The following is an 18,924-nucleotide window of genomic DNA, read 5'->3' on the forward strand; positions in this document are numbered from 1 at the left end:
CAGTTTGATCTCTCCGCTCTCGAGAAGCCGCGTAGCGCCGCCGGCGTCCTGTGCCCACCCCTCGAAGAGCACCATCCCGATCACCGCGCCCCGCTGGGCCCCGCACATGCGATCCCAGGTCACGGGCGGGCCGGAGTGCAGGACCATCCTGTCCTCCAGGCCGGGGATGACCTCTCCCGCCGGCAGGATGTCAACCAGGACCGGGTCCGCGGCGATGATGCGCTCCACGGCCTGTGCGTTCGCTGCGTCAATCGTCTGCTTGATGCTACTCACCGTGAACCTCCTCAGCGCGATCGCCTTCGATCAGATGGCATGCCACGTGCCGGTCCCCGCCCAGATGGCGCAGGGCGGGCATCTCGCGCGCGCACCGATCGAAGCCGTCCGGACACCTTCCGAAGAAGCGGCAGACCGTCGGGCTGGGATCCACCGGACTCTGCGGTTCGCCCGGCAGGCGTATACGTTCTCTCTTGGCGTTTGGATCGAACGTGGGGATTGCCGATAGGAGCGCGCGGGTGTACGGATGGTTGGGGCGAGAGAACACCTCTGCGGTGGGCCCGACCTCCACGATCCTGCCCGCGTACATCACCAGGACCTGTTCCGTGATCAGCCGGACCACGTTCAGGTCGTGGGATACGAAGAGGTAGGACATGCCCAAACGCCGGCGCAGTTCAGCCAGCAGGTGCAGGATGACCGCCTGCACCGAGACGTCCAGCGCGGAGGTGGGCTCGTCCAGGATCAGCAACCGTGGGGACACCGCGATGGCCCGCGCTATCCCGACCCGTTGCTGCTGCCCTCCTGAAAGCTGGTGGGGATAGCGCCCGAGCAGTTCGCCCGGGAGTCGCACCAGATCGGCAACCTCGGCCACGCGGCCCTGCAGCAAACGCCGTTCGCTCACCCCTGCCAGGTGGCGGATGGGATCGGCCACCGTGTCAAACGCGGTGAAGCGTGGGTTGAGACTGTCGGTGGGGTCCTGGAACACCATCTGTATCTTCGCCCGCTCGGGCCTGTACGCGAAGTGGGCGGATGGGATCGCGCCGATCTCCTGCCCCTCGAACCGTATCTCGCCGCTGGTGGGATCGAGCAGCCTGGTGACCAGGCGCACCAGTGTGGACTTGCCGCAGCCCGATTCACCCACCAGCCCGACGGACTCGCCTGCCCGCAGCGAGAACCCGACGCGGTCCACCGCGTGGACCATGCTTCGGGTGCCGCGCACCGGAAAGCGCTTGGACAGGTCGCGTACTGAAAGGATCGATGGTGCCGGCATTACAGGGGCCTCCGACAGGCCACGACGTGATCGGGCCCGACCACGACGCGAGGGAGCGGCGGCTGATCGCACTCGGGCGCAGCCCGATCGCACCTGAAGCGGAACCGGCACGGCGGAAGCTGGGCGCGGAAGTCGGGAATGGTGCCCGGTATGGTTACCAGATCCGAGAGGCCCACCGACGGCCGCGGCGAGGAGGCAATGAGCTTCGCCGTGTAGGGATGCCGCGGCGCCGCCAGCAGGGCTGCGGTCGGCGCCGTCTCGACAACGTGGCCCGCGTGCATCACGACGACGCGGTCGGCCCGTTCACCCAGGAGCCCCAGATCGTGCGAGATGAGAAGCGTCGCCATGTCGCTTCGGCGTGCCAGGTCTCCGATGAGCTCCAGCACCGCCGCTTGTGTGCACACGTCAAGGCCCGTGGCCGGCTCGTCGGCGATCAACAGCGAGGGCGAGCACGCCACGGCCATGGCGATCATGACGCGCTGGCACATCCCACCGGAAAGCTCAAAAGGGAAGGCGCCGTAGACGCGCCCTGGGTCAGGTATCTGCACCCCGGCGAGCAGATCGAGAGTCCGGGACCGGGCCGCGGCCGGTTGAAGGTCGGTGTGGTGCCGGATGACGTCCTCGATCTGCCAGCCCACGGGCCGGATTGGGTTGAGTGCGGCACGCGCCTGCTGAAATGTCATGGAGATCTCACTGCCGCGGTGGCGGCGAAGCGTACGTTCGTCCGCAGCAAGCAGGTCGGTTCCCTTGAAAATCACGCGTCCGGCCGTGACCCGCGCGGTCGGAGGAAGCACGCCCATGATCGCGAGCGCCGTGATGCTCTTGCCCGACCCGCTCTCGCCTACCAGGCCTACCGTTTCGCCCCACCCCACGGTGAATCCCACGCCGTCCAGCACCCTGACCGTCCCGTCGCGCGCGCGGAACTCTAGCGACAGATCTTCGACCGAGAGCAGCGGTCCTGCGCCCCGCATCACGAGCGCCTCCGAGGATCAATGAGGTCACGCAGGCCGTCGCCCATCAGGTTGAACGAAAGCACGGCGAGCATCAGGGCGATCCCTGGAAAGGTCGAAACCCACCACTCGCCCGACATCATAAACGCCGATCCATCGGACACCATGATGCCCCACTCCGCGGTCGGGGGCCGTACGCCGAGCCCTATGAACGACAGTCCGGCCGCGCTGAGGATCGCCCAGCCCATGTTCATCGAGGCCTGGACGATCAGCGTGGGCAGGCAGTTGGGGTAGATGTGAACGGCGAGAATCCGCCCCGGTGTGTTGCCGGCAAGGCGCGCCGCCTCGACGTATCCGGCGTTGCGGCGGACGTTCACCTCGGCGCGGGCGATCCGCGCATACGAGGGGAAGTTGATGAGGGCCACCGTGAGCACGATGTTCACCACAGAGGTCCCGACCGCGGCCATGATCCCCATGGCCAGCACGAAGAGCGGAAACGCCATGATCGTGTCCACGATGCGAGTCACGATCCGTTCGGTCCAGCCGCCGTAGAAACCGGCGGAAGCTCCTGCCGCGCTCCCGGCCGCGAAGGACAGGGTGACCGCGGATATCGCGATGAGCAGGTCGAGGCGCGTCGCCACGATCACCCGGCTCAGGATGTCCCTGCCGAGGTTATCGGTGCCGAACCAGTGCGTGGCCGATGGAGGGGCCAGCCGCGGCCCGACAGCGGTCGCAAGCGGATCATACGGTGCGATCCAATGGCCGAAGAGGGCCAGCGTGACAAGCCCCGCGAGCATCAGAAACGCGCCAAAGGTCAGTGGGTTCCCGAGCACCACGTATCGGCCCGCTCTGGCCAGACGGAGAACGGCTGCACTCATGACTCGATCTGCACCCGGGGGTCTATCACTCCGTAGAGCAGATCGATCAGGAGGTTGAGCATTACGTACACCAGCGCCATCGTGAGAACGAACCCCTGCACGGGCGCGTAATCGGACGCGATGACGGCTTCCAGGGCGTATGCGCCTATGCCCGGCCAGGCGTAGATCTTCTCGACCACGACGCTTACCCCCAACAAGAAGGAGAGGACCAGGCCCAGGGTCGTGACGACCGGCAGCATCGCGTTGCGGAGCGCGTAAACGTACAGAACCGTCCGCGGCGCGAGACCGTTGGCTCGTGCCGTGCGTACGAAGTCGCTGGCCAGGACGCCCAGCATCGCCCCGCGCGTCATCCTGGTGATCGGCGCGAGGGCTGCCAGGCCCAGCGTCATCGTGGGAAGGATCAGTTGCTTGGCCGCCGACAGGAATAGCCCGGGGTCTCGTGCCAGCAGGCTGTCAATCAGGTACGCTCCGGTGACCGTCTCCGGTGGTGTCCTGAATACCTCCAGACGACCCAGAGGCGGCGGTGCCCATCCCAGCAAGTAGTAGAGAACATAGACAAGTACCAGGCCGGTGAAGAACACGGGGAGCGAGTTGCCCGTGGTGGCCAGCAGGCGGGTCACGTGATCCACCCCGGAACCGGGCCGTGTTGCGGCGAGTACCCCGAGTGGCAGCGCCAGCGCCAGCGCGAGCAGAAGGCCGCAGGTAGCCAGCTCCAGCGATGCCGGCAGCCGGGCGCGCAGGTCTGCCACGACCGGCTGGCCGGTAGTCAGCGAATGGCCCAGGTCGCCCCGGGCCAGGTCGCGTATGTACAGCACGAACTGCTCTGGCAGACTACGGTTGAGACCCAGCTTGGTGCGGATCTCTTCGATCGCCTGGGGAGTGGCGGCCGGCCCCGCGAAGTACGCGGCGGGATCACCTGGCAGCGCGCGGTTCAACAGGAAGGTGACGACGATCACCCCTACCACGCCCGGGAGCGCGGTGGCCAGCCGCCTGCCTACCATTCTCAGGGACGGACTGCTCACGTCAGTTCTTCACCAGCGAGCGGAAATCAATCTGGCGGTGGAACCAGTATGTGTACCCCGAGATGCTCTTCTGCATCGCCACATCCATGGAAGGCTGGAAGAGCGGCAGAATGGGCACGTCCCGGAGAGCGACATTGATGAATTCCCTCACCTGCTCGGCGTACCGCTTCTGGTCCGTCTCGAACCGCGCCACGTCTATGAGCTTGTCCATCTCAGGGCTCTGGTACGAGCTGGTGTTGAACGCGGAGTTCTGACTGTGCAACACCCACAGGTAGAAGTACTCGGGGTAGTTGAGCCAGCCGCTGAACACGTTGAGTATCACCGGCAGGTCCTTCCGAAGCAACGCTCCTCGCCAGACCGCGCCCGGGACCTTGTTGATCGTCGCGTTGATTCCTATGAGGCGCAGCGCTTCCTGCAGCAGGATCGCCATCGGCTCATTGGTAGCGGCAAAGCCCGCGTTGAAGGAGAGCGTGGTGTCAAAGCCGTTGGGGAACCCAGACTGGGCCATCAGGGCCTTGGCCTTTGACAGGTTCTGCATCGTGTAGGGGGACATCTTGGGATCGTACCCAAACGTGTTGCTCGCAACTGGGGTGACGAGTGGCGCCGACCGGCCGAACGTCGCCGCCTCCACGATCCTCTTGCGCGGCAGGGCGTAGGCAACCGCCTGCCGGACGCGGACGTCGCTGAACGGTGGGTGCTTGGCGTTCAGCCCCACGTACATCATCGCGTTCTCCACAGGCGTGCCGATGACCGTCAGGTTCCCCTGCCTGGCCAGCTCGACGAAGTCGCGGGCTGGCAGGTCGAGCACTATGTCGGCGTCGCCGCGTTCGATCAGGGCACGCCGGCTGCCGGCCGATGGCACCTCGCGCACCACCACTCGCCTGATCTTGGGCAGGGGGCCGGACTTCCAGTCGTCGTTGCGCACATACACGGTCTCCTGGCCGGGCCGCCACGATTCCACCTTATAGGCGCCGCCGCCGGCGGTGTTGTTCCGCAGCCATGCCATCGCCCACAGGTCGGTGGGCGTCGCGTGCCGCTTTGCTAGGGTGGAGTTGAAGATGACGGGCACCGGCACTGCCAGGTTCGGCAGCGTCAGCTTGTCCTTCCTCAGGAAGTTGATGCGGAACGAGTGGTCGCTCAACACCACGAACTGTTCGGGCTTCTCCAGGCTGCCGGCATTCATCTGAAACGTCGGAAAGCCGCCGACGGTCACGGCGCGGTCAAAGGACCACTTGACGTCGTGGGCCGTGACCGGTGTGCCGTCGTGGAACCTGGCGTCCTTTCGCAGCACGAACGTGACGGACGTGCCGTCCGAGGACAGCCACCAACGCTGCGCCAGCTCGGGTTCGAGCTTGGTGTAGTCGTACGACACGGAGCCGTCGGGCATGGTCTTCTTGCCGTAGGTCAGCAGCCGGTCGTAGACGTTCCATGTCACACCGTAGACCTGGAAGTTGGCCCCAACGCCGTGAATGTCCATGCTGTAGGGCCCGCCCTCGGTCACGACGAGCAGTGTGTCAGAGCGGTCCTGGCTGAAAGAAGGTATCGCCATGGCCGTTGAAATCAGCAGCGCGATAGCCGACAGAATTGCTGCCTTCCACCATTGAGGTCTCATCGCTGTCCTCCTGTCTTGTGCGTTTTGCCGAGCCATCATCTTGCCCCCTTCAGAGAATCGGCTTCAGACTCGTTGGGCGGGGCCGCGCCCGCCTCCGGATGGGCCCGCAGGATCCACAGGCGCATCAGGGTTACGTACAGAACGACCGCAACCGGCACCGATACTAGCCAGGAGTACCGCAGCCAGACAATCCCCAGCACGGAGGCGATTCCGTGGGCCAGGTATGCCGCCGGGTTGAAGCCGCCGCCATACGCGTATGGTCCATCGCGACGGTAGAGCGCGGGGACGTTCAGCCGACGTCCGCGGACGAGGTAGTAGTCCGCAAGCATCACGCCGGCCACGGGCGAGAGGGCCGCTCCGACCGCGGGCAGGTACGTGAGAAACGCGTTGACCAGGCGCCACGGCATCACCGAGACGAGGCCGATTGCCCCGCCGGCGAGAACCCCGTGGGCAAAGCTCATTCGGGGCGCGAACAGGCTGCTGAGGACGTATCCGGGAGCATACAGGTTTGCGGCCACGTTGGTGCTCAACTGCGCCAGCAGGATGATTAGCAACCCGACCAGTACCATCACGCCGCCCAGCGCAGCACCAATTGCCTCCACCGGGTTGCCGTGGCCTGTGAACACTTTCCCCAGATAGCCCACGGTGGCGAAGAGCATCATGCCCAGCGTGAGGCCGGGGAGCTGTCCCAGGAGGCTGTGGCGGTTGCGGTGGAGGAATCCCCGGGCGCCGGGCGGGGTCTTCACGAAGCGGGTGAAGTCCGGGATGTTGTCCGCGACTGTGATCCAGTAGGACAGGTTCGCCGTCACCGCTACCCAGAACGGGATGGGGGTTGCTATCGGGAATGAGGCGACCTTGTCCCATCCGTGCTGAGATCCCAGCAGGTAGACCACCACGGCCGAGAGCACCAGGAGGGCCGGCGCCGCGAAGTTCTCCACTTGCCTTATGCCGTGGATTCCGCGCATCGTGATCAGTATCTGGAGCGCACCGAACGACCAGTACCACAGCGGCCAGTTGGAGTACCCAGTGAGCAGTCTCACGGACATGTCTATTGCCGTGGCGCCGAAGTAGGTCTGGATCGCGAACCAGCAGACCGCAACGCCGGCCCGCAGCAGGGACGGCGCCCAGGCACCCCATATGCCGTACGGCGCGCGCAGGTATACGGCATAGGTCACACCGTGCTGGATGCCGATGTCGCCGTTGAGCACGGATACAACCCCAACGACGAGGTTGCCCAGGGCGATGGCCGCGAGCGCGTCTGTGAGCGACAGCCTTCCAGCGAACGACGCCCCCAGCAGGAAGACGCCCATTTGGGCGACCATGCCGAACCAGAGCCAGACGAAGTCCGTCCAGCCGATTACCCGCTGGGCGGGCCGCGTGGGCAGGATGTCACGGTGCGCAAGGGACCACTCTGCGCGGGGAGGTGCAGCGGCGGCCACGCCCTCCGCGGTTATGGTCTTTGCGGTTAGGGTCTCTATGGTCACGCGGGCTCCTCGACGCCCGATACGGCCCCGGCCTCCCCCAGCGCTCCCAAGAGGGCCGCTGAGGAAGACACCCATCCAAAGATCCCGCCCTGCGCCTTGATCATCCTGATCCCGGCTTCGTGGAACTCGGGGAAGTACGATGCCACGCAGTCCTCCAGCACGAGGCACTCGAAGCCCCGGTCGTTGGCTTCGCGCACGGTGGTGTGTACGCACACCTCGGTTGTGACCCCGGTCACGATCAGGCTCCGGATGCCGCGCTCCCGGAGAAGCAGATCCAGGCCGGTCGCGTAGAAAGACCCTTTGCCCGGCTTGTCTATTACGGGTTCGCCGGGGGCCGGGACAAGCTCGGGGATGATCTCGTGCCCGGGCTCGCCCCGGATGAGTACCCGGCCCATCGGACCGGCATCCCCAATCCCAGTCTTCAAGTGTCCCCGTGCCTTCTTTGTGGGCGGCAGGTCGCTCAGGTCGGGGAGGTGCCCTTCCCTTGTGTGGATGACCGTCATGCCGCGGGCGCGAAACGCGTCCAGCACGCGGCGGGTCGGAGCGATGGCCCTACGCAGAAGGGCCACATCGTTTCCAAGCATCTCGCCGAATCCGCCCGGCTGTAGGAAGTCGCGCTGCATGTCGACGACCAGCAGCGCAGTCGCGTCCGGCTCGAACTCGAACGGGTAGGGCTCCGCGTCAACGCGCACCCACGACATCTGTCCCCTCGTTTCTCTATGGTGCATTCCTCACCGATTCAGATAGATGGAAGCCAGCAGTTCCTTGACTGCGTGCATTACGTTGGCCTTGCTTTCAAGGATGTGATCGCGGATGGCCGCGCTGGCGGCGCCGGCATCTCCCTGCACGATGAGTTCGAGGATGCGGGCGTGTTCAAGATACGTGAGGCGGATCCGTTGGGGATCGTTGAAGTCCTTGGCGCGGATGGCCCGAATCCGCTCGCTGATGGAGCGCAGGTATTCGGAAAGAGCCCCGTTGCCGCCGGCCTCGGCAATCGCGGCGTGGAAGCCCTCGTCCAGGTTCAGCATCGTCGGCGGCGAGGGAAGAGGCTCGGGGATCTCGGCCCAGGTCTCCTGTAGCGTCCTCCAGTCAACCGCGCGCCCCCGGCCCACCGCCAGGGAAACCGCGAAGGTCTCCAGCGCCACGCGGACCTCGTATTGCTCCTCCATTTCCCCGAGGTTGATCTCCCGCACATAGTACCCGCGCCGCGGGACGATGCGGATCAACCCGGCCTGCGCCAGCCTTCTCAGCGCCTCGCGGATAGGCGTCCGGCTCGTCTGCCATTCCTGCGCCAGTTCATCCTCCAGCAGTCGCTCGCCGGGCTTGAGGCCGAACGCCAGGATGCGCTCCTTCAACTCGGTGAAGATGCGATCTGTCTGCACGCGAGGTCCCCCCGGGTAAGGCGTGCCGCCTTGCGTACCTGCGGGCATATCTTATTGTATGCGCTTTTGTGTTTCAAGGGTGAGCAACGCGTCCGGACTGGCCGAGTGTCCGCGCGCGTTCTATCCGGGGGGATCCTCGTAGCAAGAACAGGACGCAGCGCGAAGCTGCGTCCTGTCTTCACCCACCCAAAGTGTGCCTCAGGGTACGAGAGGGTCCTACTTCAACTCCTTCTCCCGGACGAAGGTTCCGTGCCACGTGTGGTACCAGACCTGACCGGTGGAGGCGCGCACGCTCAGCATTCCCACTACCTTGCCGCCGCGCTCGAAATCGAAGGTGAAGTAGCCGTAGAAGGGCATGCCTTCCTCGGCCTTGGCGCCGGGGAAGGCCTGATTCAACCACCCCTGCGCGGCTTGTCGGGCCTGGTTGCGGGTCAGTGATTGCCCCGTGGGAGCGCCCCAGCCGCCCATCATTCCGCCGCCCATCATGCCGCCCCCGCCCCAACCGGCCATGTGGCCGTACTTCAAGTTCCACATCATGTTGGGCCCGGGCTCAGGACGGACCCAACCGTTGCGCTCTACGATCAACTCGAAGGCCCCGACGCCGGTGCTCTTCTCCGCGACCACCACGTAGAGGTGGTTGGCGAACTCCATGATCTCCGTCGCGACGAGGTCGCGATTGCCGTAGCGGGCAACCATCTGTCGCGCCAGCGTTGCAGCCTGATCAATGGTGACTACCCGAGCGCTCCGGGGCTGTCCGGGATATCCCCAGTGCATGCCCGGTCCCCACATGCCTTGAGCCGATACTACGGCTGGAATGGCCATCGCCCCAGCCAGGAGCACGATAGCGATTGCCAGTATCCTCGCGCTTTTCATCTCTCGCCGCCTCCTCATGAGAGTTCTGGGCCAAGCTTCCTATCTCCCAGGGTAGCGGGCCGTTATGAAGGCGCCGTGAATGATCTCCGGAGCTTTCGTGAATGACAAGGCGCCGGCCCGGCTCGGGATGGCAGAGAGCGTGGTGGCTACCGGCTTGACATCCCTGGTAATGCGCTTTACTTTTGATGTATGAAGAGCACCATCTCTACCAAAGGTCAGGTGACCATTCCGGTGTGGGTGCGCAACCAGCTCGGTCTGCACCCGGGGACACCCGTGACCTTCGATCTCCGCGAACGGGATGTAGTCATGCGAAAGGGCCGCCCGGGGCAACACCCTGTGGACCGCGTATTTGGCACACTGCGACTGAAGCGGCCGGTGGATGTCCTTCTGGATGAGATGCGTGGCCCTCGACCGAAGCGGCCATGAGGACCGCTCTGGACACCTCCGTGCTGTTGGACGTCCTCGGCGCTGATCCCACGTTTGGCGAGCGGTCTCGATCGGCTCTGCGGACGGCCTATGATGCCGGGGCCCTCGTGGCGTGCGAGGTGGTCTGGGCTGAAATCCGGGCGCACTTTCCCGGGGACGACGCCTTTCAGGAAGCCATGGCCGGCCTCGGCGTGCAGTTCGACCCGGTCTCGCCCCAGGCCGCGATCGCAGCCGGCAAACTGCGGAGGGAGCACCGGAAGGGCGCGCGCCTTGCCCGAGACCGGGTCGTTGCGGACTTTCTCGTAGGCGCGCATGCGAGGCTGCAGGCGGATGCGCTTCTAACCAGAGACCGTGGGTTCTACCGGCGGTACTTCACCGGCCTCAACATCATAGATCCGACGGCAGGGTAGTCTTCACCGCGCGGAACCGAGCTGCCGCAAGGCCCTGGACAGGTGCGCCCGTCACCCAGCGAGAAGCATTCGGAAGCCGAATTGTGTGGACTGAGAGAGGGAGGTTGACCCGGTTGGCTGGACTGGATGTTCGCACCTGGAGATTGCCGGAGCACGTTTTCGGCCCCGGCGCGCTTTCGGCGCTGAGGGGGTTGGTGGCCAGCTCAGGGGCGCGGCGCCCCCTGCTGGTTTCCGACAGGGCGGTGGCGCGGCTCGGGGTGGCGGAGAGCGTGGTGGAGGCCGCAGGGCTGCCGCAGGGTTCGGCAAGCGTGTTCGACGATGTGGAACCGGAGTTGCCTCTTTCCTGCGTGAGAGCGGCGCTGGAAGCTGCGCGGGCCGGCGCGCACGATCTCATAATCGGCCTGGGTGGCGGCAGCACGCTGGATGCAGCCAAGGTCTGCGCGGCGCTGGCCGGCCGGCCGGGTGACGTACGTGATTACATAGGCGTTGGTCTAGTTCCAGGGACGGGTCTGCCGAGCATTCTCATTCCCACCACAGCCGGGAGCGGCTCTGAGGCGACGCCCAATGCCCTGATCATGGACGACGAGCGGGGCGAGAAGGTGGCTATGGTTAGCCCTCACCTGATTCCCACCTATGCGGTTCTGGATCCGGGCCTGACCGTGACCCTGCCTCCTGCGATCACCGCCCAGAGCGGCATGGACGTGCTGGCGCACGCCGTCGAGTCCTACACCTCCCGCAGGGCGGACATGTACACCGAGATGTACAGCCGGCACGCCGCGCTGCTTGCAGGTCGGAGCCTCCGCGGCGCGGTGCGCCAGGGTAACGACTTGGACGCGCGCGCCGGCATGCTGCTGGGTAGTTTCCTGGCAGGGGCAGCGATCGGCCAGGCAGGCACCTCGGCGACCCACGCCCTGGCCTACCCGTTGGGCGCCCGCTACCATGTCCCCCACGGCCTGGCCATCGCCCTGCTGTTGCCCAGCGTAATGGCCGCGAACCTGCCCGCGGTCGAGGTGAAGTACGCGGAGGTCGCGCTCATGCTTGAAGGCGGTTTGCCTGAAGGTGGTCTACCCGAAGGCCGTCCGCACCCGGACCGCCTCACGGCACCGGCAGCAGTGCGCCGCCTGTGCGACGAGATCGGGATCCCAATGGGCCTGGCCCGGCATGGCGTGGATCCGGCCGTGATCCCGGAGATGGCCGCGGAGGCGCACGCGATTCGCCGCCTCATGGACAACAACCCGCGGGAGTTGAGCGTGGATCAGGTGGCCGCGGTGTTCGCAGACGCGATGTGAAGGGGCGAGTCCGTGTCGCGGTTCGCGCTTTCAACGGCGTGGCATGTTGCGCGGGTCACGGACGCCCGCGAACTCCTCGGCCTGCCTGCCCGCCTGGGTTTTGGCGGGGTCGAGCTTAGCTCGGTGGGTGTGGATCTAGCGGCCGAGGTGCGGCAGGTTGCGGGCGACGGCTATCCGCCTATAGTCAGCCTGCACGCTCCGTGTCCGGTGCCCTACGCAGGGGCCGCGCGCCTTGACGACCTGGCCGCGCTCGACGAGAGGCGCCGGCGGGCCGCCGTGGATTTCACCAAGGCGACAGTGGATATGGCCGCGGCCGTGGGCGCGCGCGCAATCGTGCTGCACTTGGGCACCGTGGAGGGCACGCTCCCGCAACCGGCAATCGTCCAGGCAATGGAAGCCGGGATGAAAGCCGGGATGGAAGTCGGGGATGGGGACGAGTGGAAGGCGCTGCTTGCAGAGGGACTTGCTGCGCGCAGGGCTGCGGCGGATCGCCACCTGGACCGATGCATGGCAAGTCTGGAGGCGCTGACCGCCCACGCCGCGGGTTCAGGCGTTCATCTGGGTGCGGAGACCCGTTACGAGTACAACGATCTTCCGAACTTCGAGGAGTTTGCCGTGATACTCCGGGAGTTCGGGCACCGCGGCGTCGGGTACTGGCACGATGTGGGCCATGGCCACGCCCAGCAGGTTCTCGGCCTGGCGACTCCCGCGCAGTACCTGGAACGCTACGGAGAGCACCTTCTGGGACTTCATCTGCACGACGCCCGCTTGACGCGGGACCACCTGCCGCCCGGCGAGGGTGATGTGGACTTCGAGGCGCTGCGCGCCTATGCCCGCCCGGAGCACCTGCGCGTGTTCGAGGTGTTCAGCGTTCAACCCGAGGAGAGGTTGGATCGATCGCTTCGGTACCTGGAAGAGCTGAACCTCTAGCGCCATTGACACGCCGCTCCCGAGCAGCGATATAATGAACAGGACGGATGGACGACGAGACATCCGTACATTTGCCTTCCATGAAGCGTCACTCGGGGAGGCAATCCCATCGGGACGGAGGTGAGAGCGTCGAGTAGCGCACGGCCGTGTTGAGGAACTCCTGAACGTCGAGAAGCTCCTGAATAGGGAGGGGAGGAGATAGATGAAGTGTCGCGGTCTGACGTGGCGCGTCGTCACCATGAGCGTCGCAGCCGTGCTGGCGCTCAGCCTGTCCTCAATGGCAGGACCCCCGCTTCCCAAGGTCGTGATCGGGTGGACGCCTCCCGACATAACCGGTGTCTTCAAGACCGCCACCGATTTCTTCGAGAAGGGCGCAGCCGACGCGAAGAAGGCCGGCATCGAGGTCCAGGTGATCAGCCGCTCCCCGGCCACGCACGTGGCCTTTGCGGACCAGGTGGCCATCATCGAGGACTACATCCAGCGCAAGGTCAGCGTGATCGCCATCTCGCCCATCGAGGTCGAGGTAGTTATTCCCGCCATCAAGAAGGCGAACGCGGCCGGTATCCCGGTCATCATCGTCAACCTGCTGGAGCCCATCAAGGGTGTGGACGTCGCCTCCTACATCGGGTTTGACAACACCGTGGCGGGCATGATCTCCGCCTACTCGCTTCTCGACTACTACGGAGGTCCCGGAGTGCTGGGCACCGGCAGGAAGGTGGACGTGAAGCCGGGCACCTACCTGGACCTCAAGTGGTGGCAGGATCTCTACAAGAACGTGGATCCCAAGACCGCGGCCATCAAGGCGCGCGTTGCGATCATCGAGGGCGTGGCTGGTGGGTTCTTCTCCACGGCGCGCCTGAACGGGTTCAACAAGGTAGTGGGCCCGTTCCCCGGCGTCAAGGTGGTCGGGACGCTGCCGGCCGACTGGAACCGCGAGAAGGGGCGCAAGGCCGCCGAGGACTTCCTGACCCGCAATCCCAAGGGCAGTCTCGAGGCAATCTGGGCTGCTTCCAACGAGATGGGGCTGGGAGCAATGCTCTCTGCTGAGGCAGCCAAGCGCACCGAGATCAAGGTCTTCACCAACGACGTGACCCCGGAATCCACCGAGCGGATTGCCGAGGGGAGATTGATGGCCGAGACCTGGCACGGCTTCCCTGAGTGGGGCTGGTACGGCACGAAGTTTGCCGTGATGCTGGCCCTGGGGCAGAAGGCCGATGTGCCCCAGCTTTTTGACATCCGTCCCCGCACCGTGTGGAAGGGCAACGCGCGGGAATACTACCCCAACCCCAAGCTGGAACCCGTAAACTGGGCCGCCATCAAGGCCAAGTTCAAGTAGGAATCCGGCGGGCTGGGGGTTCACTCAGACCTCCAGCCCGCGGTCAAATGCATGCAGCAGGTGCTTGCATGGAGGGATGATCGCATGGGAGTACGCGGTAAGGTGGCGGTGATCACAGGAGGCGGCGCAGGCATCGGCCGCGCCGCGGCCCTCCTGTTTGCGCGCGAGGGTGCGAGGGTAGTCGTGGCAGATGTGGACAGGGAAGCCGGCGCCGCCACCGTTGCGCAGATAGCCGCCGAGGGCGGGGAGGCCACGTTCGTGGCCGCGGATGTGTCCAGGCCGAATGAGGTCGGCCTCATGGTAGAAGCGACCCTGACAGCCTTCGGGCGCCTTGATATTCTGGTGAACAACGCGGCGATCTACCGCCAGGGCGACGCTGAGACCACGAACGAGGACGACTGGCAGCGCATGCTGGAGGTGAACCTGACCGGCCCGTTCCTGTGCGCCAGGTACTGCATCCCCGTGATGCGCCGCGGGGGCGGCGGCGTGATCGTCAACGTGGCTTCTGAGGCCGGTCTCGTGGGAATCAAGGGACAGGTGGCCTACAATGTCACCAAGGCAGGGCTGATCGGCCTTACCAGGAGCCTGGCCGTGGACGGTGCGCCGACGATCCGCGCCAACTGCATCTGCCCGGGCACCTCTGATACTCCCCTGGTCGCGGCGGCGGTGGCGCGCCAGCCGGACCCGGCGGCGGCCCGGCGCGCCCTTGAGTCGGTCCGGCCAATGGACCGGCTGGGGCGCCCCGAAGAGATTGCCTTCGGCATCCTGTGCCTGGCGTCCGACGATCTCGCCTACGCGACAGGGGCCGTGCTTTCCGTAGACGGCGGGTACACGGCGCAGTAGGGGTTCTGAGGTGTCCGGCGGCGAGATCCTCCGACTCGAGGGCATTGACAAGCGCTTCCCAGGTGTCCACGCCCTGGACCAGGTGGACCTCGACCTCGCAGAGGGCGAGATCCACATGCTGCTGGGCGAGAACGGCGCCGGCAAGTCCACGCTCCTCAAGATCCTGAGCGGTTCGATACAGAAGGACTCGGGCCGCATCCTGCTGCGCGGTCGGCCGGTTGAGATCGCGGATGCAAAGCATGCCCGGGCGCTCGGTATCGGTATGGTCTACCAGGAGCTCAGCCTGGTGCCCGGCCTGACCGTGGCGGAGAACATCTTCCTGGGACGGTGGCCGGCCCGTGCCGGAGGGCTTGTCAACTGGCGTGAGATGGTGGCCCAGGCCGAGGCCGTGCTGGCCAATCTGGGAGTGCCGATAGACCCGCGCATGCCGGTGCGCAATCTCTCAGTTGCGGAACAACAACTGACCGAGATAGCCAGGGTCCTGGCGCTGGACGTTCAGATTCTGCTGCTCGACGAACCGACCTCTGCCCTGTCCGACCGGGACCGCGACCGGTTGTTCGGCCTCCTCCGTGGCCTGCGGGGCAAGGGCGTTTCGGTCCTGTACACGTCGCACCGGCTCGGCGAGATCAGGGAGATCGGGGACCGCGCCACGGTGCTGCGTGACGGCCGCAAGGTCGGAACCGTGGCTGTGGCAGACGCCGGCGAGGACGCGGTGGTACGCATGATGGTAGGGCGCGACATCCGCGAGCGGTTTCCCAAGACGCATGTGCCTATCGGCGCCCCGGTGTTGACCGTCCGCGACCTCTGCGCGGGCGGCCTGCTCCACGGGATCAACTTCACGGTCCACTCCGGCGAGATCCTGGGCATCTTCGGCCTGCGGGGCGCGGGACGCACCTCGCTGGCACGGGCCCTCTTCGGTCTGGAGCGGGCCGCGCGGGCCGAGATCCTGGTAAACGGCGAGAGGATCGAGGTCAACTCGCCCGAAGACGCGATCAGGCACGGCATCGGTTACTCCACCGAGGACCGGCGGCAGGGCCTGGTGCCGATGATGGGCCTGCCGCCCAACATCACCCTTGCGAGCCTCGATGGCGTAACGCGCGCCGGCATCATTGACCACAGGGAGGAACAGCGGGTCGGGGCCAGACTGGTCGAGGATCTCAGGATACAGCCGCCGATCCTGTCCCGACCGGTTAGGTTCCTGAGTGGCGGCAACCAGCAGAAGGTGGTGCTCGCCAAGTGGCTGGCCAGCAAGTCGCGGGTGCTGGTTTTCGACGAGCCCACGCGCGGGATTGACGTGGGTGCCAAGACCGAGGTGTTCCAGCTCATGGGGCGGTTGTGCGCGCAGGGGGTGGGGCTGCTGATGCTGTCGTCGGAGATCCCGGAGGTGCTGGCCATGGCAGACAGAATCCTGGTGATGCATCGCGGGCAGATTACGGCGGAGTACCGCCGGGGCGAAGCCACCCAGGAGGATCTTCTGCGCAGCGCAGTCGGACTGCCCTCATCCGGCCAGGAGGAGGCCTAATGGCGCAACAGCGAGAAACGCAGCTCTCCCCGGAGATGGCCGTCGCGAGGGACGCGCTTGGCATCTCGGGAACCTGGGCAGGGAGACTGCTGCTCAAGGGAGGGCCCATCATCGCCCTCTTCCTGCTCGCCGGGTACCTCTCCGCCGTCTCGCCTCACTTCCGGACAGCCGGCAACTTCATGAACGTCCTGGCCCAGACTTCGGTGACCGCCATCCTGGCCGTGGGCCAGACGCTCGTAATAATCTCGGGAGGCATTGACCTCTCGGTGGCGGCGATGATGGCGCTGGCCGGCTCTGTCTCGGCGGTGTCCCTGGCGTACTGGGGATGGAGCGTCTGGCTGGGCATTCCCCTTGGGCTGGCCGTGGGAGCTCTGCTGGGCCTGATCAACGGCCTGGTGATCACGAAAGGGCGAATCCCCGACTTCATCGCCACGCTCGGGATGATGACCACGGCGCGCGGGGTCGCCCTGCTGCTCACGGATGGATTGCCCGTGCCCTCTCACGTGACCGCGATCCAGTTGAAGGCCTATCTTCCTGCTGAGCTCATCTGGCTCGGCAGCGGCGCGGTCCTGGGCGTGCCTGTGCCCGCTGTGGTTGCCGTGGCGGCGGCCCTGATGGGATTGGTCGTCCTGCACTATTCGCGGCTCGGGCGCTCGGCGCTTGCCGTGGGAGGAAACCGCGAGGCGGCCCGGGTCTCGGGCATCAACGTGGACCGCACGAAGATCGCCGTCTACGCCTTCTGCGGATTCACCGCGGGCATCGGAGGCCTGGTGCTGACCGGCCGGCTGAACTCAGCCAACGCGCTCATGGGGGACGGGATGGAGTTGCAGTCCATTGGCGCGGTTGTGCTGGGTGGCACCAACCTCTTCGGCGGTGAAGGCACGGTGATCGGAACCGTGGTTGGAGCCCTGATCATGGGCGTTCTGGGCAACGGGCTCAATCTCCTCAACGTGTCGGCCTTCTGGCAGCGCGTGGTCAACGGCCTCGTCATCATTGCCGTCGTGGTCTTCGATCAGTGGCGCAGACGGCGGTTTGGAGCGTAGCGATGACTGACCGTCCGGAAGAAGCTGTCCGCGACCGCATCGAGGGGGTGTCCCTGGTGCGCCACGGGGGTGCTGCCCCGCTCTATTCCCAGATAAGGGAGGCCATCAGGTCCAAGATACAGTCCGGGGAGATGAGCCCCGGGGCGCCGATTCCCACCGAGGCCGGGCTGCAGCGCATCTTCAATGTCAGCCGTCAGACCGTACGGCAGGCCGTGGAAGCGCTGGTCACCGAGGGCTACCTGGTCCGCAGCCGCGGGAAGGGGACCTTCGTTCTCCAGCGCCGCATCGAGGAGCCCCTGCCCAAGCTGGTGAGTTTCACGCAGGAGATGCGCAGCCGCGGGGCAGAGCCTTCCACGCGCAGCGCCATGGCCTCGTGGGTAGAGCCGGGCCCTGCGGTTCGCGAGGCGCTCCGGGTTGAGCCGGGCGAACAGGTGCTCAAGATCGAGCGGGTGCGCTGCGCAGACGGTGCCGTGATCGTCGTGCTCATGTCCTACCTGCCCAGGTGGGTTGGCCTGACCGGGCAGGAGGATTTCACGGGATCCCTCTACGACCTGTTCCAGTACCGCCTGGGCCTGAAGCTCGCCAAGGCCTTCCAGTACATCGAGGCCGAGCAGGCGACGCCTGCCCTTGCCAAGGCCCTGGAGGTGTCCCGGCGCAGCCCTGTGCTGGTGCTGCGGCGCACGCTCTTTGCCGAGGACGGCCGGCCCATCGAGTACGTCGAGGGATTCTACCGTGCCGATCGGTACCGCTACTCCATCTGGCTGGAGCCCTAGGGAGGTGAGGCCGTGAAGTACTCGATCAGCAACTGGATCTACGGGGATGAGCCCCTGGAGCTCACCTTCCAGCGGCTGCGCAGGTTCGGCTACGACGGGGTGGAGCTGATGGGCGAGCCGGGCCAGTACGATCCGGCGGAGGTTGTGGGCCTGTGCCAGAAGCACGGTTTGAGCGTGCTGTCCATCGCCGGCATGTATCCTTGGCCCACGGACAGCCGCGACCTGGCCAGTCCTGACCCGCTCGTGCGCGGCCGTGCGGTGCGATACCTGGAGGCGTGCGTGGAGTTCGCGACGGCGGTGGGCGCGCCGCTGGTTATCGTCGTGCCTTCCGCAGTGGCAAAGACCGCGCCGACCATGGAGCTGCGTGACGAGGCCGTCTGGACGGAAGGCTACGACCAGACGTGGCGGAACGCCGTGGACGCGGTGCGCGAGGCCGCGCGCACCGCCGAGGCGAAGGGCGTCTTCCTTGCCATCGAGCCCATCAACCGGTACGAGACCTTCTTGATCAACACCTGCGAGCAGGCGCTGCGGTTCGCGGACGAGGTTGGGTCGGACGCGGTAGCCGTGCACCTGGATACGTTCCACATGAACATAGAGGAGGCGGACCCCGCGGCCGCGGTGCGGCTGGCAGGGAAGCGGCTGGTGAATGTGCACATCTCCGACAGCAATCGCCAGGCAGTGGGCCGCGGGCACACCGACTTCCGGGCGCTGATGCGGGCCCTGCGGGAGATCGGCTACACGCGGGCGCTGGCGCTGGAACCGCTGCCACCGCTGCCGGATCCCTACATCGCGATCCGGATGAGCCGCCTGCGCCATCTCTGGGATAGCTTCGCCGAGGAGTCCATCCAGCGGCTGCGCGCCATCGAGGAGGACATTGCCTGAGGAGA

At 66.0% G+C, this 18,924-nt stretch carries 20 protein-coding genes; 10 read left to right on the forward strand and 10 right to left on the reverse strand.

Translation table 11 applies throughout. The annotated features are described in order from the left end of the window. The 10 genes from FJX73_11365 to FJX73_11410 form a co-directional block, all read right to left on the reverse strand. A partial coding sequence (locus FJX73_11365; protein MBM3471370.1) for a hypothetical protein occupies nt 1-273 on the reverse strand: 273 nt, incomplete at its 3' end. Continuing rightward, a complete protein-coding gene (locus FJX73_11370) occupies nt 266-1,264 on the reverse strand; it encodes an ABC transporter ATP-binding protein (protein ID MBM3471371.1) in 999 nt (332 codons plus the stop codon). The genes FJX73_11365 and FJX73_11370, both read right to left, overlap by 8 nt. Continuing rightward, nucleotides 1,264-2,235 (reverse strand): ABC transporter ATP-binding protein, encoded by a 972-nt coding sequence (locus FJX73_11375; GenBank protein MBM3471372.1) that lies wholly within the window; start codon nt 2,233-2,235, stop codon nt 1,264-1,266. The genes FJX73_11370 and FJX73_11375 overlap by 1 nt, the downstream gene beginning before the upstream one ends. Beyond that, nucleotides 2,235-3,092: an ABC transporter permease gene (locus FJX73_11380; protein ID MBM3471373.1), complete on the reverse strand. Its 858-nt coding sequence runs from the start codon at nt 3,090-3,092 to the stop codon at nt 2,235-2,237. The genes FJX73_11375 and FJX73_11380 overlap by 1 nt, the downstream gene beginning before the upstream one ends. Next, nucleotides 3,089-4,093, reverse strand: coding sequence for an ABC transporter permease (locus FJX73_11385; protein ID MBM3471374.1), 1,005 nt, complete (start codon nt 4,091-4,093; stop codon nt 3,089-3,091). Before FJX73_11385 ends, FJX73_11380 begins: the two co-directional genes overlap by 4 nt. A 22-nt stretch (nt 4,094-4,115) precedes the next feature. After that, entirely contained in the window at nt 4,116-5,726 is a 1,611-nt protein-coding gene (locus FJX73_11390) for an ABC transporter substrate-binding protein (protein ID MBM3471375.1), read from the reverse strand. Nucleotides 5,727-5,761: 35 nt separating this feature from the next. Next, nucleotides 5,762-7,285: a nitrate reductase gene (locus FJX73_11395; protein ID MBM3471376.1), complete on the reverse strand. Its 1,524-nt coding sequence runs from the start codon at nt 7,283-7,285 to the stop codon at nt 5,762-5,764. After that, the gene (locus tag FJX73_11400; protein MBM3471377.1) at nt 7,207-7,911 is read right to left on the reverse strand and encodes a cysteine hydrolase; all 705 of its coding nucleotides are present in this window, start codon (nt 7,909-7,911) and stop codon (nt 7,207-7,209) included. The genes FJX73_11395 and FJX73_11400 overlap by 79 nt, the downstream gene beginning before the upstream one ends. A gap of 30 nt (nt 7,912-7,941) precedes the next feature. Beyond that, nucleotides 7,942-8,640: a GntR family transcriptional regulator gene (locus FJX73_11405; protein MBM3471378.1), complete on the reverse strand. Its 699-nt coding sequence runs from the start codon at nt 8,638-8,640 to the stop codon at nt 7,942-7,944. 168 nt (nt 8,641-8,808) lie between these two features. Then, a complete protein-coding gene (locus tag FJX73_11410; GenBank protein ID MBM3471379.1) occupies nt 8,809-9,465 on the reverse strand; it encodes a hypothetical protein in 657 nt (218 codons plus the stop codon). 189 nt (nt 9,466-9,654) lie between these two features. Between FJX73_11410 and FJX73_11415 the strand changes: the two genes are divergently transcribed. The 10 genes from FJX73_11415 to FJX73_11460 all read left to right on the forward strand — a co-directional run bounded on the left by FJX73_11415 (nt 9,655) and on the right by FJX73_11460 (nt 18,919). After that, nucleotides 9,655-9,891 (forward strand): AbrB/MazE/SpoVT family DNA-binding domain-containing protein, encoded by a 237-nt coding sequence (locus FJX73_11415; GenBank protein ID MBM3471380.1) that lies wholly within the window; start codon nt 9,655-9,657, stop codon nt 9,889-9,891. Beyond that, nucleotides 9,888-10,301 carry a PIN domain-containing protein gene (locus FJX73_11420; GenBank protein ID MBM3471381.1) on the forward strand — a complete coding sequence of 138 codons (414 nt, stop codon included), beginning with the start codon at nt 9,888-9,890 and terminating at the stop codon, nt 10,299-10,301. The genes FJX73_11415 and FJX73_11420 overlap by 4 nt, the downstream gene beginning before the upstream one ends. 80 nt (nt 10,302-10,381) lie before the next feature. Further along, complete coding sequence (locus tag FJX73_11425) at nt 10,382-11,590, forward strand: iron-containing alcohol dehydrogenase (GenBank protein ID MBM3471382.1); 1,209 nt, start codon at nt 10,382-10,384, stop codon at nt 11,588-11,590. A gap of 12 nt (nt 11,591-11,602) precedes the next feature. After that, nucleotides 11,603-12,520: a sugar phosphate isomerase/epimerase gene (locus FJX73_11430; protein ID MBM3471383.1), complete on the forward strand. Its 918-nt coding sequence runs from the start codon at nt 11,603-11,605 to the stop codon at nt 12,518-12,520. A 202-nt stretch (nt 12,521-12,722) separates the two neighbouring features. Then, nucleotides 12,723-13,856, forward strand: a complete 1,134-nt coding sequence (locus FJX73_11435) for a sugar ABC transporter substrate-binding protein (GenBank protein MBM3471384.1) — start codon at nt 12,723-12,725, stop codon at nt 13,854-13,856. An 84-nt stretch (nt 13,857-13,940) separates the two neighbouring features. Continuing rightward, a complete protein-coding gene (locus FJX73_11440) occupies nt 13,941-14,699 on the forward strand; it encodes a glucose 1-dehydrogenase (GenBank protein ID MBM3471385.1) in 759 nt (252 codons plus the stop codon). Nucleotides 14,700-14,709: 10 nt separating this feature from the next. Continuing rightward, the gene (locus FJX73_11445; GenBank protein MBM3471386.1) at nt 14,710-16,221 is read left to right on the forward strand and encodes a sugar ABC transporter ATP-binding protein; all 1,512 of its coding nucleotides are present in this window, start codon (nt 14,710-14,712) and stop codon (nt 16,219-16,221) included. 35 nt (nt 16,222-16,256) lie between these two features. Next, the gene (locus FJX73_11450; GenBank protein MBM3471387.1) at nt 16,257-17,264 is read left to right on the forward strand and encodes an ABC transporter permease; all 1,008 of its coding nucleotides are present in this window, start codon (nt 16,257-16,259) and stop codon (nt 17,262-17,264) included. Between the two features lie 2 nt (nt 17,265-17,266). Beyond that, nucleotides 17,267-18,037: a GntR family transcriptional regulator gene (locus FJX73_11455; GenBank protein MBM3471388.1), complete on the forward strand. Its 771-nt coding sequence runs from the start codon at nt 17,267-17,269 to the stop codon at nt 18,035-18,037. 12 nt (nt 18,038-18,049) lie between these two features. Next, complete coding sequence (locus FJX73_11460) at nt 18,050-18,919, forward strand: sugar phosphate isomerase/epimerase (protein ID MBM3471389.1); 870 nt, start codon at nt 18,050-18,052, stop codon at nt 18,917-18,919. Nucleotides 18,920-18,924 lie beyond the last annotated feature (5 nt).

Source organism: Armatimonadota bacterium (assembly GCA_016869025.1).
Lineage (GTDB): Bacteria > Sysuimicrobiota > Sysuimicrobiia > Sysuimicrobiales > Humicultoraceae > VGFA01.

Excerpts from the sequence above, each read along its gene's own strand:
- FJX73_11375 (MBM3471372.1), bottom strand. The coding sequence starts at position 2,235 with ATGCGGGGCGCAGGACCGCTGCTCTCGGTCGAAGATCTGTCGCTAGAG.
- FJX73_11395 (MBM3471376.1), bottom strand. The coding sequence starts at position 7,285 with ATGGGTGTCTTCCTCAGCGGCCCTCTTGGGAGCGCTGGGGGAGGCCGG.
- FJX73_11455 (MBM3471388.1), top strand. The coding sequence starts at position 17,267 with ATGACTGACCGTCCGGAAGAAGCTGTCCGCGACCGCATCGAGGGGGTG.
- FJX73_11385 (MBM3471374.1), bottom strand. The coding sequence starts at position 4,093 with ATGGTAGGCAGGCGGCTGGCCACCGCGCTCCCGGGCGTGGTAGGGGTG.
- FJX73_11440 (MBM3471385.1), top strand. The coding sequence starts at position 13,941 with ATGGGAGTACGCGGTAAGGTGGCGGTGATCACAGGAGGCGGCGCAGGC.
- FJX73_11405 (MBM3471378.1), bottom strand. The coding sequence starts at position 8,640 with ATGCCCGCAGGTACGCAAGGCGGCACGCCTTACCCGGGGGGACCTCGC.
- FJX73_11390 (MBM3471375.1), bottom strand. The coding sequence starts at position 5,726 with ATGAGACCTCAATGGTGGAAGGCAGCAATTCTGTCGGCTATCGCGCTG.
- FJX73_11400 (MBM3471377.1), bottom strand. The coding sequence starts at position 7,911 with ATGTCGTGGGTGCGCGTTGACGCGGAGCCCTACCCGTTCGAGTTCGAG.
- FJX73_11435 (MBM3471384.1), top strand. The coding sequence starts at position 12,723 with ATGAAGTGTCGCGGTCTGACGTGGCGCGTCGTCACCATGAGCGTCGCA.
- FJX73_11450 (MBM3471387.1), top strand. The coding sequence starts at position 16,257 with ATGGCCGTCGCGAGGGACGCGCTTGGCATCTCGGGAACCTGGGCAGGG.
- FJX73_11415 (MBM3471380.1), top strand. The coding sequence starts at position 9,655 with ATGAAGAGCACCATCTCTACCAAAGGTCAGGTGACCATTCCGGTGTGG.
- FJX73_11410 (MBM3471379.1), bottom strand. The coding sequence starts at position 9,465 with ATGAAAAGCGCGAGGATACTGGCAATCGCTATCGTGCTCCTGGCTGGG.
- FJX73_11420 (MBM3471381.1), top strand. The coding sequence starts at position 9,888 with ATGAGGACCGCTCTGGACACCTCCGTGCTGTTGGACGTCCTCGGCGCT.
- FJX73_11380 (MBM3471373.1), bottom strand. The coding sequence starts at position 3,092 with ATGAGTGCAGCCGTTCTCCGTCTGGCCAGAGCGGGCCGATACGTGGTG.
- FJX73_11370 (MBM3471371.1), bottom strand. The coding sequence starts at position 1,264 with ATGCCGGCACCATCGATCCTTTCAGTACGCGACCTGTCCAAGCGCTTT.